This window comes from Listeria ivanovii subsp. londoniensis, from assembly GCF_000763495.1.
GTDB lineage: Bacteria > Bacillota > Bacilli > Lactobacillales > Listeriaceae > Listeria > Listeria londoniensis.
Genome location: NZ_CP009576.1, coordinates 2461208 through 2478349, shown reverse-complemented (window position 1 = coordinate 2478349; position 17142 = coordinate 2461208). Strand labels below are relative to the sequence as shown.

Sequence of the window (17142 nt, the reverse complement as noted above, 5' to 3'; positions counted from 1 at the left end):
AATGAAGTGTAAGTTCTTTAATGAATTTTCCAAATAGAGATATTGCTAGAATTTCGTTATATGAATGAAACAATACCCGATAAGGAGTGTGAATGTCTAATGGTAACGTTATACACTTCACCTAGTTGCACATCTTGCCGAAAAGCTCGTGCATGGTTGGAAGAACATGATATCCCTTATAAGGAAAGAAACATTTTTTCCGAGCCACTTAGTTTGGATGAGATTAAAGAAATTCTTCGTATGACTGAGGACGGAACAGATGAAATTATTTCCACTCGTTCAAAAACTTTTCAAAAGTTGAATGTGGATTTAGATAGTCTTCCTTTACAACAGCTATTTGAATTAATCCAGAAAAATCCTGGCTTATTAAGACGTCCTATCATTATTGATGAGAAACGTTTGCAAGTTGGGTACAATGAAGATGAAATTCGCCGTTTCTTACCGCGCCGAGTACGTACGTATCAATTACGTGAAGCGCAAAAAATGGTTAACTAAGATTGATAAAAGTGGTTGTCAAGAATTCCATTTAATTGGATTCTTGGCACTTTTTTTGTAATTCGAGTAATTGTTCTTGAATTATTTGTGTTTTTCAGCTAATATAATACTCCACCATGAAATTCTGAGGAAAAATGGTGGTACTATTTTCTATTATGAGCTACAATGAATTTAACCAATTAAGTTTTACCCTTCATTGTCAAAGACTAACTAGGAAGGGAGAGTGTGACGATGGAAATTGAACGAATTAATGAAGATACTATCAAGTTTTATATCTCTTATCTGGATTTAGAAGAGCGAGGTTTTAACCAAGAAGATGTTTGGTATGATCGCGAGAAAAGTGAAGAGCTTTTCTGGGATATGATGGATGAGCTAAAATATGAAGAAGAGTTCTCTCCAGAAGGTCCGCTCTGGATACAAGTCCAAGCTTTGAAACATGGCTTAGAAGTATTTGTAACAAAAGCTACAATTGGTGGAAAAGGAGAGGGTGGCTTTGATGTCACGCTAAACTCCCCAGATGAGCTTGCAGAAGAAAAAATCGAAAAACTACTCGAAGAAAACTTCAATCCAGTGAAGAAAGAAGCACTTGGGGAAGATGATACGCTAGAGTTTATTTTAGAGTTCCGCGATTTTGAAGATGTTATTTCGTTATCACGTGCAACCGGATTAGAAAATCTAGTAACGAAATTATACTCGTATCAAGAGAAGTATTATTTGAATGTAGAATTTCCTGAAAATAAGTATGATGAATCTAACATTGACAATGCCGTTAGTATTTTACTTGAATACGGTTTAGAGTCGAATTTAACTGGTTATATGCTAGCAGAGTACGGAAAAATCATTTTTGACGTTCCTGCATTACAGCAAGTAAGACAATACTTTTAATTCTATATTTTAAGACCCGTTTTAGCTTGAAAATCAGCTAAACGGGTCTTTTTTTGTGATTTTAATAATGAAGCAGGAAAACAGTTAGTTGTTGTCGAATAGTATTAGTAAAGAGCTAATTGGAGAGTGATCATCATTTTTACAGCGAGAAACGACCGCGGAGAAACGGTTACTATTACTAAAACAAATGTTGAGCGTATTCGTCAAGAAGGTAAATTATTTTGTAAAGCATGCTCTAGCCCTGTAATGATTAAAGCAGGTGAAATTAAAATACCCCATTTTGCTCATGAAAAATCAAGCCAATGTGCGTTGGCCTCTGAAGGAGAAAGTGAGCTGCATTTACTTGCGAAAAGTCAAATTATGTCATGGTTTTGTTATCAAGGTGTTACTGCTACATTAGAACATTATTTTTCTAAGATTGCAAGACAAGCAGATTTGTTTGTAAGCGATAAGGCAGTGATTGAGTTCCAGTGCTCCTCCGTGCCAATTAGCGAGATGATTACAAGGACAATGGACTATCTGTCGCTTGATTTAGAGGTGTACTGGATACTTGGACAAACAATTAGAAAGGTGAAAGGTCGTATTCATTTAACTGCATTTCAGCTGGCATTTTTACAATTTGATCGAAAGTTAGGTTATCATTTTTGGCATTATTCCCCGGAACAAGGAATTTTCACCTTGTTTTATCACTTAACGTTTGAAAAAGGGAGTACTTTTTTTGCTAGCGAAATGCATTTTTCATCGAAAGAAAATATTACTGAATGGAAACAAAAAATAGCTCGGATTATTTCGAGAAATGCTTATGTGAAAAGAGACAGATTATTAGAACGGCAAAAGATTTGTTTTTACTATGCCAAGTTTAAAAAGCATGGGCAATTTATGCGCCGCTTATATAATGCTGGTTATTATTTGCATTATCTACCGAAAGAGATTGGGGTGGATTTAGATACACAATTCTTAGTTATTACGCCAGCTGTTGAATGGCAATTTGATTTATGGGATATTTTCTTTAATCGACTTGAACAAGGCGATACATTTAGTGAAGCTTATTTTTTAGAGAAATTTCAATTAGTAGTAAAGCAAGTGAGAACAATTTGGTTACCAACTAATGAGCACTTAAAATTAGGAAAAGCTTACATGGCTTATTTAATTGGAGTGGGAGTACTAGCAGCGATACCGGAAAATCGTTATCGAGTGAAACGTGTGATGACATGTATTCATGAAACTGTATCAGAAATATAATCATCAGTTTTGCTTTTTAAGTTATTTTGGCTCATAATAAAATCAAAATGACTATGGTTGGGGGTTTTTAAATAATGAGTAAAACAAATGCATTGCCTTTAAGGGAAGAAGTACCAAAAGAGTTAACATGGGATTTAGCGACGATCTATCCAAGTGATGAAGCCTGGGAAAAAGCGTTTGAAGAATTACAAAAAATTGCAGAAGAAAGTACTAAATTTAAAGGGCATCTAGCAGATAGTAGCCAAACATTATATGAAGCGCTACAATTTCGTGATAAAGCATATGATTTAATTAGTAATTTATATGTCTATGCTCATTTAAAAATGGATCAAGATACAGCTAATGCTAAATATCAAGGGTTACATAGTCGGGCAGGTAGTTTAGTGACTAAGTTAATGTCAGCATTATCCTACTATGATCCAGAAATATTAGCAATGGATGAAACTGTTTTAAACCAATTTGTAAAAGAGAATTCAGATTTACAATTATATGGGCACCTTTTGGAAGAATTAAACCTTAGTCGTCCATATATTTTAAGTGAGAAGGAAGAAGCTCTACTTGCAAATGCTGGAGAAGTTCTTGGAAGTTCATCTAATACATTTAATACGCTAAATAATGCAGATATGAAGTTCCCAACTATTAAAGACGAAGATGGTGAAGAGATAGAAATCACACATGGACGTTTTGGGAAATTATTAGAAAGCAATGATCCACGTGTACGTAGAGATGCTTTTCTAGGTGTCTATTCTGTTTATGAAGGGCTAAAAAATACACTAGCATCAACATTAAACGGTCAAGTGAAAAAATCTAATTTTTATGCTGCTACTCGTGGTTATCAATCAGCGCGTGAAGCAGCACTTTCTGGCAATCATATCCCTGAAACAGTATATGATTCGTTACTTAAGTCTGTAAATACGAATGCAAATTTACTTCATCGTTATGTGAAGTTACGTAAAGAATTATTAGGGCTAGAAGAATTGCATATGTATGATCTTTATACACCGCTTTCGGATGATGTTAATTTAGAATTCACATATGATGAGGCAAAAGAACTTGTACTTGAGGCATTAAAGCCACTTGGAGAAGAGTATCAGGAAATCTTAAAAGAAGCTTTTAGCAGTCGCTGGATTGATGTCATGGAAAACAAAGGAAAACGAAGTGGTGCCTATTCTTCCGGCTCTTATAGTACGAATCCTTATATTTTGTTGAATTGGCAGGATAATATTAATAATGTATACACACTTGCGCATGAACTTGGTCACAGTGTGCATAGTTACTATACTAGAAAAAACCAGCCATTTGTATATGGTGATTATTCGATTTTCTTAGCAGAGGTAGCTTCCACTACAAATGAAAATCTTTTGACCGATTACTTGCTTAAAAAATATGAAGATCCGAAAGTACGTGCTTATCTACTAAATCATTATTTAGATGGATTTAAAGGGACTGTTTTCCGTCAAACGCAATTTGCTGAGTTTGAGCATACTATTCATCAAGCAGATCAAAATGGTATTGCGTTAACTGCAGATTACCTAACTGAAACTTACTTTGATATTAATAAGAAGTATTATGGTGAGGCGATGGTTTATGATGAGGAAATCGGTTATGAATGGTCACGCATCCCACATTTCTATATGAACTACTATGTTTTCCAATATGCTACCGGATTTTCGGCTGCTTCAGCGCTTAGTGCGAAAATTTTAACAGAAGGGCAATCTGCTGTAACGGCATATATTGACTTTTTGAAAGCTGGGAGTTCGGATTACCCTATCGATGTGCTTAAAAAAGCGGGTGTTGATATGGCTACTCCTGATCCAGTAGATGATGCGTTAAAAGTATTTGAACAAAGACTAGATGAATTAGAAAAATTGGTAAAATAAAACAAGCTGGACTATCAAGAAGGCGCGAAATTTCGTGTCTTTTTGATTTGCTTAAGGTGTGAGTGAAGGTTCTCAAAATGAAATATAAAAATAGATATGTGAACTATTGAATTAAAGTAATTTATATGGTATATTATAACCGTGAAATAAATCACAAACAAATACCCCCTTTATTTGATTGTGTGAATTTCTCCTTTTGATTGCGCTGTAAGAAGCCGTGGCCTTGTGCTACGGCTTTTTACGTTATCAGCTTGAAATGACAAAAAAGGCGGGGTAAAATGACATTTGAAAATAAAGAATTACTGAAAGATGTGCTTCTTTTTGCGAAAAATGTAGATACAAAAATTAATGATATGTCACTAGAGGTTATTGATTTTAGAGAATTGAGAAAATATACGAAAAATGAGGTGTTACTTACACTTTATTGGCTAGAGGAGAATGGTTATTTAGCTCGAAATAATAAGCTAACGGAGAAACGCTACTCATTAACTTTAAAAGGGGATTTATTGTATGAACGGTTTTCTAATAATATAGAAATGAAAGAAGAATGATCGAGCCATGGATGAGCATCGTAAATCCATGGCTTTTTTGTATCTTTTACAAGGAAAATCAAAATACAGTTGACAATGATAATCATTATCAATTAAAATGGTAATTAACGGATGAAGTTACATAACTTTTACTCCACAAGGTTTTGTGGAGATTTTTTATAACTAACATTCTTTATTAAAGAGGGGAGATAGATGTATGAAGAAGATAGCAGTATTCGTTACTTTTGTAGTTTTGTTTAGTTTTTCTTTTCTTTCTAGTGGTGTGACCGCAGAAGCGGCACTTAAAGATGGGAATTATTCGGTTAATTACACGATACTTCAAGGTGACAGCGAATCCGTGTCAATGGCGAACGATTATTTTGATAAACCAGCAACTGTAACGATAAATGGAGGGAAATCTATTGTTAGCTTACAAGTGAACCATAGTAAGTGGATTACAGGTTTGTGGGTCGAAGGTAGTGAGGTTAGTGTAACTTCTAGTAGTACTGCAAACGATACTAGAAAAGTACAATTTCCAGTATCTACTTTAAGTAGCCCAGTTAAAGCAAAAATTAAGGTAGATATTGATGATGATGGACTGAATTATCATCATGAGTATCAAATTCAATTAAATTTTGACGAGAGTTCAGCAAAGTCGCTTGCTGCTGCGGTAAAAACTTCTGATGATAGTGCAACAAAAGAAGCTATTACTAATGAATCAAAAACAGAAGTTGCAAATCCGAAATCAAGTGACTCTAGTCAAATGTTCTTATATGGGATTGTTTTTGTTGCAGCGGGAATAGGTTTAGTTTTACTAAAAAGACGAGCAAGTTTTAAATAAAGGGGGATTATTATGAAGAAACTATGGAAAAAAGGCTTAGTATCGCTACTCGCATGGACGCTTATTTTTCAAATGATACCAGGATTTTCAGCCAGTGCAACTGATTCAAGGCTAAAAGATGGCGGAGAATATCAGGTTCAAGTTAATTTCTATAAAGATAACACCGGGAAAACAACGAAAGAATCATCCGAGGCAGATAAATATATTGATCATACCGCTACAATCAAAGTGGAAAACGGTCAACCGTATATGTACTTAACCATTACAAATAGCAATTTCTGGCAAACAATGGCCATTTCAAAAGATGGATCTCGTCCAGAGAAACCTGTACAAGCAGAAGTATATCAAGATAGCTATCAAGATGTACAAACCGTTAGCACAGATGCAGCGAATAACACGCGTGTAGAGAAATTCAAGCTAAGTTCACTTGATGATATTATATACTCGTATATGCATATTAAAGTAGATGCAATTAGCTATGATCATTGGTATCAAGTGGATTTAACCATTGACCCAAGTAGTTTGAAAGTGATTTCTGAACCTGCTGTTACAACACCTGGGACACTTTCAGACGGTATTTATACGATTCCTTTCGTAGCTAAAAAAGCGAATGATGACACTAATTCAAGCATGCAAAATTATTTTGACAACCCAGCTTGGTTAAAAGTTAAAAATGGTAAGAAAACAATTGCGATGACAGTCAATGATAATAAGACTGTGACAGCTCTGAAAACACAATTAGCTGGAGCACTACAAGATGTAAAAATTATTTCAGAAGATAAGGATGCAAATACAAGAATAGTGGAATTTGAAGTGGTAGATTTAAGCCAACCACTTGCTGCACATGTTAATTATGAAGCGCCGTTCAATGGCTCTGTTTATAAAGGACAAGCGGATTTCCGTTATGTTTTTGATACAACGAAGGCGGTTACAGCTAGTTTATATCCTGGAGCGGATGTAACTCCTCCTGTAGTTGACCCAGAGGAACCAACTCCACCAGTAACAAAACCTGATCCTGATCCAGGGACAACGAATCCGCCAATTACTACACCAACAACGCCAACTAAACCAGTTGTAGTGGATCCTAAAAAGCTATTAAATAAGCATACGTATTCAATCGATTTTAATGTGTTTAAAGATGGGACCGCAGAAACTTCTATGATGGAAAGCTACGTGATGAAACCTGCTTTGATTAAAGTAGAAAATAACCAGCCTAATGTATATTTAACTTTAACAAATAGTAGTTGGATCAAAACATTCCAATATAAGCAAAATGGTGTTTGGAAAGATATGGAAGTAGTTTCTGGTGATTTAAATAAAAATACTAGAACCGTAAAATATCCTGTAAAAGACGGAACAGCGAATACAGATGTAAGAACGCATGTTTTAGTTGAAAATATGCCTGGCTTTTCCTATGATCATGAATATGTTGTTCAAGTAAAACTGAATGCAGCGACTATTAAAGACATTACAGGAACAGATGTCACTTTAAAAGAACCACCGAAAAATGATCTTTTAAATACAAATAATGTGTCTAATAATGCTGGACCTAATTTACCAAAACCAGATTTTGACGACACAAAAACTGTTCAGAAAGTAACAACAGAAAACAAAGCAGAGAAAAATGCAAAAACAAGTGATACCTCTAGTATGACATGGTACATTACATTATTTGGAGCTTCCTTCCTTTATTTAGCTTATCGTTTGAAACGTAAAAGAATAAGTTGATAAAACTGGTAAGAGCGAGTTAGGTGGAGGTTTTTCCTTTACTTGGCTCGCTTTACCGATTTTATTTTATAACTGGGGGAAATAATCATGAAAAAAATGATGGTTTTATGTATGGTGTTACTGCTTTTGCTAGTAGCTTGTGGCAAGGAAGAAGCAGCTGACAACCAATCGGAAACAACAGAGCAAACACCCAAAATTGTCGCTACTACGGTGGCAATAACGGAAATTATGGATAAACTTGATTTGCCGCTTGTTGGTATACCAACAAGTTCTAAAAATTTACCAGCACGATATGCAAAAGTGGAGGAAACTGGGTCGCCAATGGGACCGGATTTAGAAATTATTCGTATGTTGAAGCCAGATGTTGTTCTTTCTACAAAAACACTCGAAGCCGATTTAAAATCAGGGTTTGTAGGAGCTAATTTGCAGGCGGAGTTTTTGGATTTTACTAGTATAGACTCGATGCAAACGGAGATTCGTAAACTTGGAAAAAAATTCGACCGAGACAAAGATGCGGAAAAATTAAATGAAGATTTATCAACTAAAGTAAATCAAGTGAAAAAAAGTGTTTCTAAAAAAGAACACCCCTCTGTCTTAATATTAATGGGAGTACCTGGCAGTTACTTGGTTGTGACAGAACATGCTTACATAGGTGATTTAGTGAAAATTGCTGGGGGGGAAAATATTATAACAAATCAAAAAGTGGAGTATTTGGCTTCCAACACGGAATATTTACAGAATGCTAACCCAGATATTATTTTGCGTGCAGCTCATGGAATGCCAGCTGAGGTCGTAAAAATGTTTAATGAAGAGTTTAAAACCAATGATATTTGGAAACATTTCGATGCGGTGAAAAATAATCGTGTCTATGACTTGGATGGAAATTTATTTGGAATGACAGCTAGTTTAAATGCGCCAGCTGCACTTCAAGAAATGGAAAAGATGCTTTATGACAATTAAACAAAAAAGTTATTTTGGGATAGTTGCAGTATTACTAATCGGGACATTTATATGGGCGATACAAGCAGGGAGTTTGTCTGTATCGATTCCAGAATTCATCAGAGGGCTTTTTGATGGTGAAAATGAGACGGTGGATATCATTATTGATTTGCGATTTCCTCGAATTATGCTTGCTTTACTGGCTGGTGCTGCTTTATCTGTGTCTGGATTATTACTTCAGGCTGTGATGCGCAATCCACTTGCTGATGCAGGGGTAATTGGTATTTCCGCTGGGGCGAAGTTTTTTAGCTTTGTCATACTGTTGTTTTTACCGGAATTATATTTTTGGCTACCACTTTTTTCCTTTGTTGGTGGAGCACTTGCTTGTTTTTTAGTATTTTTCTTTAGTTATCGTTCTGACTTTAATCCGCTTCGTTTTATTATTATTGGTATTGCGATTAATGCAGTATTTACAGGACTGAGTGATGCACTTTCCTCTCAGGTAGCGCTTATTTCTAGTCAAACAGCTAGTAATGCAGCAAGTTTGGCGATGAAGAAATGGTCGGATGTAGAAACCTTATTTATCTATGTTGCCATTGGTCTGATTTGTGCATGGATGTTTGCTAAATGGTGTAATGTATTAGCGCTTGAAAACAAAATGGCTCGTGGTTTTGGGGTCCCAGTAAACCGAACGAGAATCTGGTTAGCTCTAATTGCGGTGCTACTTGCTTCTATTACAACGGCCGTCGTAGGTGTTATTGCCTTTGTGGGTTTACTCGTACCGCATATTGCTAGAAAACTGGTAGGAGGGAATTATCAAATATTGGTTCCGTTTTCGATTTTATTTGGGGCACTTTTACTCTTAGTAGCAGATACGATTGGCAGAACATTATTTGAGCAGATGGAAATTCCGGCTTCCGTGATGATGCTTATTATTGGTGGTCCATTCTTAATCTTTTTAATGCGAAAGGGTGATTTTTATGGAAGTAAAGGACGTTAGTTTTAGCTATAATTATGCAGAACCTATTCTAAAAAATATCTCATTTACTATCCAAAAAAATAAAATTAACACCATTGTTGGACCAAATGGTAGTGGGAAGTCAACCTTGTTAGAAATACTTGCTCGACTACTTGAACCTGATACAGGAGAAGTTTTATTAAAAAGAAAATCAATTTTTGACTGGAAAGCCAAAAAATTTGCTCAAAATGTGGCGGTTGTACATCAAAATAATATTTTGCCAAGTGAGTTGACAGTAAAGGAGTTGCTTTATTTTGGGAGGCTTCCCTACAAAAATTGGCGAATGACTAAAACTAAAGAAGATGATTTGGCTGTCGAATCGGCATTAATCCAAACAGAACTAGTTGAAAAAGCAGATAAAATGGTGGAAAGTCTTTCAGGTGGAGAGCGACAACGGGTTTTTGTTGCTACTGCCTTAGTTCAGGAAACGCCCATTTTGCTGTTAGATGAACCTACCACATTTCTTGATATGTACTACCAACTTGAAATCTTAGAGTTGATAAAAAGGTTAAACAAGGACGAGAATTTAACGATTGTGATGATTTTACATGATTTAAATCAAGCGCTAGCGTATAGCGACCAATTGATTGTGATGAAAGACGGTGCGGTAGTTGCAAAAGGAGACCCTAAAGAACTTTTAACAGCAGAGCTAATTGCTGAAACATACGGAGTTCATGCCGATATTTTAGAAGATGCGAATAAAGGTATGTACATTGTCCCAAAAAGGCGAAAGGAATTTTGATAACATGAAAATAAAATCGTTTTTAGGGAAAAGTGTTACGTGGATTGTTTTAGCTGTTTTTCTTTTTTCAGGGTGGAAAATTGGATATGAACTATATGAAAACAAGCATAATCGTTCCATATTAGATGATGCAAAAGCTGTGTATACAGAACAAGTAACGACCACAAATATAACTGGAGAAGTGAGAGATGAACTCAAGTCCTTGCAGCAGCTTAATAAAGATATGACTGGTTGGTTAACTTTGGATGATACAGAAATAGATTACCCTATTTTACAAAGTACAGATAATGACTATTATTTACACCGTAATTATAAGAATGAGCAAGCGAGGGCAGGTAGTATTTTTAAAGATTATCGGAATACAAACGAATTCTTAGATAAAAATACAATAATATACGGGCATAACATGAAAGACGGTTCCATGTTTGCTGATTTAAGAAAGTATTTAAATGAAAAATTTTTAGCAGAACATCCTACTTTCTCTTATGAATCCGCCCTCCAAAATTATCAGGTAGAAATTTTTGCTGTCTATGAAACGACAACAGACTTCTACTATATAGAAACAGAATTTCCAAATAAACTGGATTTTGAAAAATATTTACAAAAAGTGAAACAACAATCAATCTATCAATCCAATGTTGAAGTAACTGGAGCTGATCGAATTATTACACTTTCTACTTGTGATACAGAGAAAGATTATGAAAAAGGACGCATGGTTATTCAAGGGAAATTAGTAGCAAGCTGAGGAAGCGCCAAAGGAAGGACAGCTTCTTTGGGGCTTTTTTTCTTTTTGGAAAGGATGAGTTGGATGAAATTATATGAGCTAACTGATAATTATTTGCGTGTGCAAGAACTTTTAGAAGAAAATAGAACTGAGGCACTAGAAGATACACTAGATGCGATTACAGACGGTTTTCATGATAAAGCGGAGAATGTTGCTAAAATAGTTAAGTCATTAATGGCAGATGCTGAAATGGCTGGAATAGAAAGCAAACGATTACTAAAGCGTAAACAAGCTTTAGAAAATAATGCTTGGAAGCTAAAAGAATATTTGCAATTGGAGATGGAAAGACTAGAAATCAAGAAAATTAATAGTGCTCTCTTTACTATTCAAATTCAGAGAAATCCAGCTAGGGTAGAAATAACGGATAAAACTTTGCTTAAGCCGTACTTTTTATTACAAGAACCAAAGATCGATAAAAAGCGAATTGCTGAATTACTCAAGTCAGGAAATAAAGTTGAGGGGGCAATATTGGTAGAAAGTGAATCACTTCGAATAAGGTAAATGGATTGACCAAAGATAATCAGCATCTTTGGTTTTTTTATTAATATGGTTTAAAAACGCATAAAAAATTAAGGATATTGTCCTTATAAGGTTATCTTTGTTCACTAAAAAGTCAATAAAAGCGCGTTTTCCGGCATTTTTCACCACAATAAACAAAAAAATTTATCCTGTGGAAGTGAAAAGTAGTTAATCAACCTATAGCGATTTTAATAGGTTGATAAAAAAACGGCTTAAAATGTTGGTGTATAAAGAGTTTTGCGTTAGTTTAGAAATTAAATCTTTCTTTTGAGTAGACTTTTGTTCCTAATATGATAATTTATTTGTTCACTAAAATGTCACAAATAGCGATTTTTTGGTTCTTTGAGAACATTTCGCTTATTTGTAGCTTGATATAATTCAGTATGTCATATGCGAAAAAACTCGTATTTAAGGAGGGAAAAGCACAGTGAGAAAAATCACTCAATGGAAAAAAATACTTATTGCAGCAGTTATCGGGCTACTTGTGTTCCAAAATGTTTCACCAGTTCTAGCAACGATGACGGAAGATGAATCAACACAAGCGAGTCTGAAAGTGACTAAAGAAGATAAAGAGACGAATGAAAAAGTGAATGGTTCTATTTTTGAAATTAAAAATAAAACAACAGGGGAAACCAAAACACTTTCTATACAGGGAAACGGGGTTGGTACAGAAGAGTCTCTTTCAGCTGGGGAGTATATTGTGAAGGAAAAAACCGCAGCACCAGGTTATACTTTAGATGAAAAAGAGTATAATGTAACTCTGACTGATAGAGAACAAGTGGTGACATCTGTTTCCGCTAAAGAAGCCACTGCAACGAATGAAGAGCAGACAACAAAAGAAGAACAATCAACAGCACCTGACAAAAAATCAGTTACTAGCAATAATTTAAAAGCGGCGATTACAGATAATATTTTTAAAGAAGTAGTTCTAAAAGATGGAACTGGAACGGAAATTAAAACTTCTGACCGAATCCAAAATGGTAGTGGTGTTGTTTTAGATATGAATTTTGGATTTACTGGAAAAAATTATAAAGCAGGGGATACATATACCACTGTTTTACCAGATGCTTTTAACTTTGGCAATAAAAACCTAAGTGGAGATTTCTTACCTTCCACAGAAGCAGAATGGACTTTAAATGTAACTACACGCGAATTAACTATTACTTTTTTAAAAGATGGTGTTCAAGAAGGCGATTATGATATTAGTATCAGCACAGCCTTTAAAGTATTTACTGCATCCGAAGAAACAGTGCAAGATGTTGTCTTTAAAACGGCAGGAAAAGATACTGTTTACCAAATTGAGGTAGTACCAGTAGTTACTTATCCGACAACAGTAAGTGTAAAAGCAAGTCCTGGAGTAGTTAATCCTAATAAAGTCAGTGTTGATGCGAAATTCAACTTAACAAAAGAAACAGATGCAAAAGGGGAACTGAAATTGTCAGATTACACATCTGGCGGTACAACAACAATTGATCAATCTAGTATAAAAGTATATTCTAGCGATGTTAGTGCTGGAGGAACTTTTATTGGAACAAAAAAAGAGCTAACTGAAGGAATAGATTATACGTTAACTTATGCGACAACTGGGTTGACTGTCACGCTGAATGGTGGACTTGCTGGAAAAGGTTATCAAGTAATGTATGACCGGACAATTAACCAACCAAGCACATCCTTATCCTATGTCTCCACTCAAGCACAAACAATGGGAGATTCTGGCATTTTATCTAGTAATTCAGCCTATGTTTACTTGACGATGACCAACTACAAGCATATAGAGAAAAAAGCGACTTATAATGGCTCTACTCAAAGTATTGACTGGACTATTAATTTCAACTATGATCAAGATGAATTATCTCCGTCTACGGTTCTTACGGATGTTTTAGCAGATAATGATGTGGAATATGTGGCTGACTCTCTTAAAATAACCCCTGTAACATTTAATGCAACCACAGGAGCACCGATTATTGGAACAACAGATGCGTCAGGTGACTGGGAGACATCCGCCATATCAGCCAATGGGAACTTTGATTTAACGTATAAAGATACAAGTACTAATGCGTATCAAATTACCTATTCTACTAAAATAACAGATTTTAGTGATCGTGATATTAAAAATGAAATTACAGATGAAAATGGTGTGTCTGCTGATGCAACCATTGCGATTCAACCTGATTTACTGAAAAAAGAAGCAGGGAGCATCGATTACTTTAATAACACGATGACATGGAAAATTACAGCGAATGCAGATAGAATCACTATGACTAATCTTAATATTACAGATGAATTTTCTACGGGGGTAAAAAGTTTAGCTAGTTATGATGTTTATGCCTATACAGACAATACAAATCGCGTTTTACTAACGGAAGGTGTAGATTATACAATTAATAAAGATATAACACCAAAAGGTTTTTACATTCAGCTTATTGGAGATTATAAAGTAACCAATAAAAGAATTGTAGTAGATATGGTAACCAATATCGATTTAAATGATGTAACAAAAACAATTGATAACAAAGCATCCATTTCGTACTATGATGGTGGCGTAATCAAATATGTCGATGAAGTAAGTGCTTCGATGACACCAAACGCAAGCATTATGACAAATGGCGGCAAATACGGTTCTTATAATTCAACAACAGGAAATATCGATTGGATTGTTTCTGTCAATGCGATGTCCAAAGACTATGAGAATTTAATTTTTGATGATGATATTCCAACTGGATTATCTTATGTCGAAGGTTCGTTAAAGTACCGAAATGTCGCCTCATCAACAGAACTATTAAATTTATATGTTCCTTTAAATTCCACTGGGACATTAGCTGCTTCTGGTGATGACAATTATCCAACTAAAGTGGAGACAACTAGTCAAAAACTACATTTAGAATTTGCTAATATGGGGACATCACGTGTCTTTATTAAATATAGTACAAAACCGGATGATAATTGGTATTTTTATAAATATGTAACGAATATAGCCAAGGTATCTGATAATGGGGTAGGTGAAAAAAGCTACACTTATCAAGCATATGCAAGTCATGTGTATAGTGCAATTTCAAAAACAGGTAGTATTGACCCAGCTTATGATAATAAAGTTAACTGGACAGTAGAGCTAGCAAATATTGCTCCCAACCGCCCTGTAGAAAATCCGACTATTTTAGATACACTAACAACTGGAGCTACAGGCGCCCAAGTTGTAAAAAGTAGTTTTAAAGTAGTTAATAGTACGACTGGCGAGACAATTGATTCTAAATATTACGATATTACGTATACAGATAACAATTTTACGCTTCAATTTAAGGACTATATAGCGACAGCTCCAATCAAAGTAACTTATAGCACCGTTAGTTTGATGTCAGGAATTATTACCAATAAAGCGACTGCTGCAGCCAATGATTATGGTGCTTTACCAGCAGTCTATAAATCAGCTAGCAGATCTGTCGCACCAGCATTTACCATTGGTAGTGGCAGTGGAATGGCAACAGTCGGTTCACTCGAAGTTACCAAAGTAGACCAAGTAGATAATACGAAAAAATTAGATGGTGCTAAATTCCAACTGTATACGCTTGATGGCGAAACGGCTGGGCAAGAAGGCACAACCAATTCAGAAGGAAAAGTTCTCTTTGATGGACTGCAATCCGGAAAATATAAGTTAGTGGAAACTGAGGCACCAGTTGGTTACACAATTAGCGATGAATACAAAAATGGGAAAGAAGTAACCGTTTTAGCAGATGGTGCAGTCGCAAGCTACACAGTCGAAAATGCTCAAGCAACTGGTAGTGTTGTTTTAACAAAAGAAGATAGCGCAACTAAAGCAAAATTATCTGGAGCGGAATTCGAATTGCAAACAGCAGATGGTACCAAGATAGAAGATGGCTTAACATCCGACACGGACGGTAAAATCGAAGTAGCAGATCTTGCACCTGGCGATTATCAATTTGTCGAAACAAAAGCGCCAACAGGTTATGAACTAGATGCAACACCGCTCACATTTTCCATTGAATTTAACCAAGAAGCTGCAGTACAATTAACTAAAGAGAATGTAGCGAAAGCAGGAAGCGTTGTTCTAACTAAATTAGATAGCAAATCAAGAAGTAACTTAGAAGGTGCTGCGTTTGAATTACAAACAAAACAAGGTGCAAGCTTAAAAACAAATGTTGTCACAGAAGCAAATGGTCAATTAAGAATAGATGATTTAGCACCAGGCGATTATCAATTAGTGGAAGTAAAAGCACCAACAGGGTATAAGCTAGATGCAACGCCAGTCGAATTCACCATTGAATTTAACCAACAAGAACCAATTCAAGTAACGAAAGTAAATACAATGAATACAGGTTCTGTTATTTTAACTAAAACAGATGGTCAAACCAAGGAACCTCTTGCTGATGCGACATTTAAATTAGTTGATGAGGATAATAATGTTACTGAAAACCTAACTACAGATAGAGACGGAAAACTTGAACTAACGGATTTAGCACCAGGAGATTACCAATTAATCGAAACAAAAGCACCGATTGGTTATGAACTAGATACTGTTCCAGTAGACTTTAAAATCGATTTTGGCCAGCAAACGAAAGCCCAAGTAACTAAAATCAATACAAAAAAAGTGGTTAGTGGTTCTATCACAGTGGAATTTATTGATACAAAAGGAAATAGACTGGCAGAACAAGAAATTCATACAGGCCTAGTTGGCGAAAATTATAAAATTGATGCCAAAGAAATTAAAAACTACGAACTTGTAAAAGATGCTAGCAACAAGATTGGCGCATATAAAGAAACACCGCAAAAAGTTACGTTTATTTATGACAAAACGAAACAACCAATCAAGGTCAATCCAGTAAACCCAACGAAACCGACCAACCCAACCAACCCAGAAAAACCTGCTGTAAAAGACGGAAAGTCGGTAAATCTGCCTTCTACCGGAGATGAATTCCCATATGAAGTTATTTTCACGGGATTCCTTGTTAGTGCATTCGCACTCTTCTTACTAAGAAAAAGGAGACAAACGCATAAATAAAACATTAAACACAAGGCTAAAGTGGCCGACCTTTAAAAAGTAGACTAAAATCTACCTTTTAAAGGTCTTTTTTTATACTATTTTTTTCTTGGGAAAAAAAGAAGTTAGTAATTTCAATAATCAAGTACGTTTGTGGATAGTAGTAATAATGTTATTGGTTTTGTGATTCTTTCGATTTAGAAGAGTAGAGCGAGTTATATATGATAATTTGAATTATTAGTCTCAATAAAATAGTAAATTCGATGCATCATATCACCCGAAATAAGGTTGGGAAATAGCGATGATAAACTTGATATTTGTCTTTTTAAGTTGCTGAGAGTGTTCAAAACTATTGAGGTGAAAAGTTTTATGTCTTCTTTAGGTATATTTGTACCTACGTTCAAAAACTAACAAACTTTTTCAGCTACTATATTAGTGTTCACGGAAACGTCACATGATACACATATCTTTTCCTTTTTAAGTAAAATTTGTTTTTTTGTTGTTTGTTATAATGTATGGAGTTACTTGCAATCAAAGTTGAATTTA

At 35.2% G+C, this 17142-nt stretch carries 13 protein-coding genes; all 13 read left to right on the top strand.

The features are described from left to right. The first annotated feature begins 99 nt into the window (after positions 1 to 99). The 13 genes from spxA (at position 100) to JL53_RS12065 (ending at position 16617) form a co-directional block, all read left to right on the top strand. Positions 100 to 495 carry a transcriptional regulator SpxA gene (gene spxA / locus JL53_RS12125; protein WP_003720569.1) on the top strand — a complete coding sequence of 132 codons (396 nt, stop codon included), beginning with the start codon at positions 100 to 102 and terminating at the stop codon, positions 493 to 495. Between the two features lie 231 nt (positions 496 to 726). Continuing rightward, positions 727 to 1380 (top strand): adaptor protein MecA, encoded by a 654-nt coding sequence (gene mecA, locus JL53_RS12120; RefSeq protein ID WP_014093512.1) that lies wholly within the window; start codon positions 727 to 729, stop codon positions 1378 to 1380. Between the two features lie 126 nt (positions 1381 to 1506). After that, positions 1507 to 2622, top strand: a complete 1116-nt coding sequence (locus JL53_RS12115; protein ID WP_038407750.1) for a competence protein CoiA family protein — start codon at positions 1507 to 1509, stop codon at positions 2620 to 2622. 74 nt (positions 2623 to 2696) lie between these two features. Beyond that, entirely contained in the window at positions 2697 to 4502 is a 1806-nt protein-coding gene (gene pepF / locus JL53_RS12110; protein WP_003720566.1) for an oligoendopeptidase F, read from the top strand. 278 nt (positions 4503 to 4780) lie between these two features. Then, the gene (locus tag JL53_RS12105; RefSeq protein ID WP_003720565.1) at positions 4781 to 5053 is read left to right on the top strand and encodes a DUF3116 family protein; all 273 of its coding nucleotides are present in this window, start codon (positions 4781 to 4783) and stop codon (positions 5051 to 5053) included. 196 nt (positions 5054 to 5249) lie between these two features. Then, on the top strand, positions 5250 to 5873 hold the full coding sequence (isdC, locus tag JL53_RS12100; RefSeq protein WP_038407749.1) for a heme uptake protein IsdC: 624 nt from the start codon (positions 5250 to 5252) through the stop codon (positions 5871 to 5873). 12 nt (positions 5874 to 5885) lie between these two features. Continuing rightward, positions 5886 to 7601, top strand: a complete 1716-nt coding sequence (locus JL53_RS12095; protein WP_038407748.1) for an NEAT domain-containing protein — start codon at positions 5886 to 5888, stop codon at positions 7599 to 7601. A gap of 87 nt (positions 7602 to 7688) precedes the next feature. Continuing rightward, complete coding sequence (gene isdE, locus JL53_RS12090) at positions 7689 to 8561, top strand: heme ABC transporter substrate-binding protein IsdE (protein ID WP_038407747.1); 873 nt, start codon at positions 7689 to 7691, stop codon at positions 8559 to 8561. Further along, positions 8551 to 9540 (top strand): FecCD family ABC transporter permease, encoded by a 990-nt coding sequence (locus tag JL53_RS12085; RefSeq protein ID WP_038407746.1) that lies wholly within the window; start codon positions 8551 to 8553, stop codon positions 9538 to 9540. The genes isdE and JL53_RS12085 overlap by 11 nt, the downstream gene beginning before the upstream one ends. Next, a complete protein-coding gene (locus JL53_RS12080; RefSeq protein WP_038407745.1) occupies positions 9521 to 10300 on the top strand; it encodes an ABC transporter ATP-binding protein in 780 nt (259 codons plus the stop codon). The genes JL53_RS12085 and JL53_RS12080 overlap by 20 nt, the downstream gene beginning before the upstream one ends. A gap of 4 nt (positions 10301 to 10304) precedes the next feature. After that, positions 10305 to 11045, top strand: a complete 741-nt coding sequence (srtB, locus tag JL53_RS12075) for a class B sortase (protein ID WP_038407744.1) — start codon at positions 10305 to 10307, stop codon at positions 11043 to 11045. A gap of 63 nt (positions 11046 to 11108) precedes the next feature. Then, entirely contained in the window at positions 11109 to 11585 is a 477-nt protein-coding gene (locus tag JL53_RS12070) for a siphovirus Gp157 family protein (RefSeq protein ID WP_038407743.1), read from the top strand. 445 nt (positions 11586 to 12030) lie between these two features. Next, positions 12031 to 16617, top strand: a complete 4587-nt coding sequence (locus tag JL53_RS12065) for a SpaA isopeptide-forming pilin-related protein (protein ID WP_038407742.1) — start codon at positions 12031 to 12033, stop codon at positions 16615 to 16617. Positions 16618 to 17142: the final 525 nt, after the last annotated feature.

What these genes read in the sequence shown, in the direction of transcription:
- mecA (WP_014093512.1), top strand. Translation starts at nt 727, where the DNA reads ATGGAAATTGAACGAATTAATGAAGATACTATCAAGTTTTATATCTCT.
- isdC (WP_038407749.1), top strand. Translation starts at nt 5,250, where the DNA reads ATGAAGAAGATAGCAGTATTCGTTACTTTTGTAGTTTTGTTTAGTTTT.
- spxA (WP_003720569.1), top strand. Translation starts at nt 100, where the DNA reads ATGGTAACGTTATACACTTCACCTAGTTGCACATCTTGCCGAAAAGCT.
- JL53_RS12095 (WP_038407748.1), top strand. Translation starts at nt 5,886, where the DNA reads ATGAAGAAACTATGGAAAAAAGGCTTAGTATCGCTACTCGCATGGACG.
- JL53_RS12105 (WP_003720565.1), top strand. Translation starts at nt 4,781, where the DNA reads ATGACATTTGAAAATAAAGAATTACTGAAAGATGTGCTTCTTTTTGCG.
- srtB (WP_038407744.1), top strand. Translation starts at nt 10,305, where the DNA reads ATGAAAATAAAATCGTTTTTAGGGAAAAGTGTTACGTGGATTGTTTTA.
- JL53_RS12085 (WP_038407746.1), top strand. Translation starts at nt 8,551, where the DNA reads ATGACAATTAAACAAAAAAGTTATTTTGGGATAGTTGCAGTATTACTA.
- JL53_RS12070 (WP_038407743.1), top strand. Translation starts at nt 11,109, where the DNA reads ATGAAATTATATGAGCTAACTGATAATTATTTGCGTGTGCAAGAACTT.
- JL53_RS12080 (WP_038407745.1), top strand. Translation starts at nt 9,521, where the DNA reads ATGGAAGTAAAGGACGTTAGTTTTAGCTATAATTATGCAGAACCTATT.
- pepF (WP_003720566.1), top strand. Translation starts at nt 2,697, where the DNA reads ATGAGTAAAACAAATGCATTGCCTTTAAGGGAAGAAGTACCAAAAGAG.
- isdE (WP_038407747.1), top strand. Translation starts at nt 7,689, where the DNA reads ATGAAAAAAATGATGGTTTTATGTATGGTGTTACTGCTTTTGCTAGTA.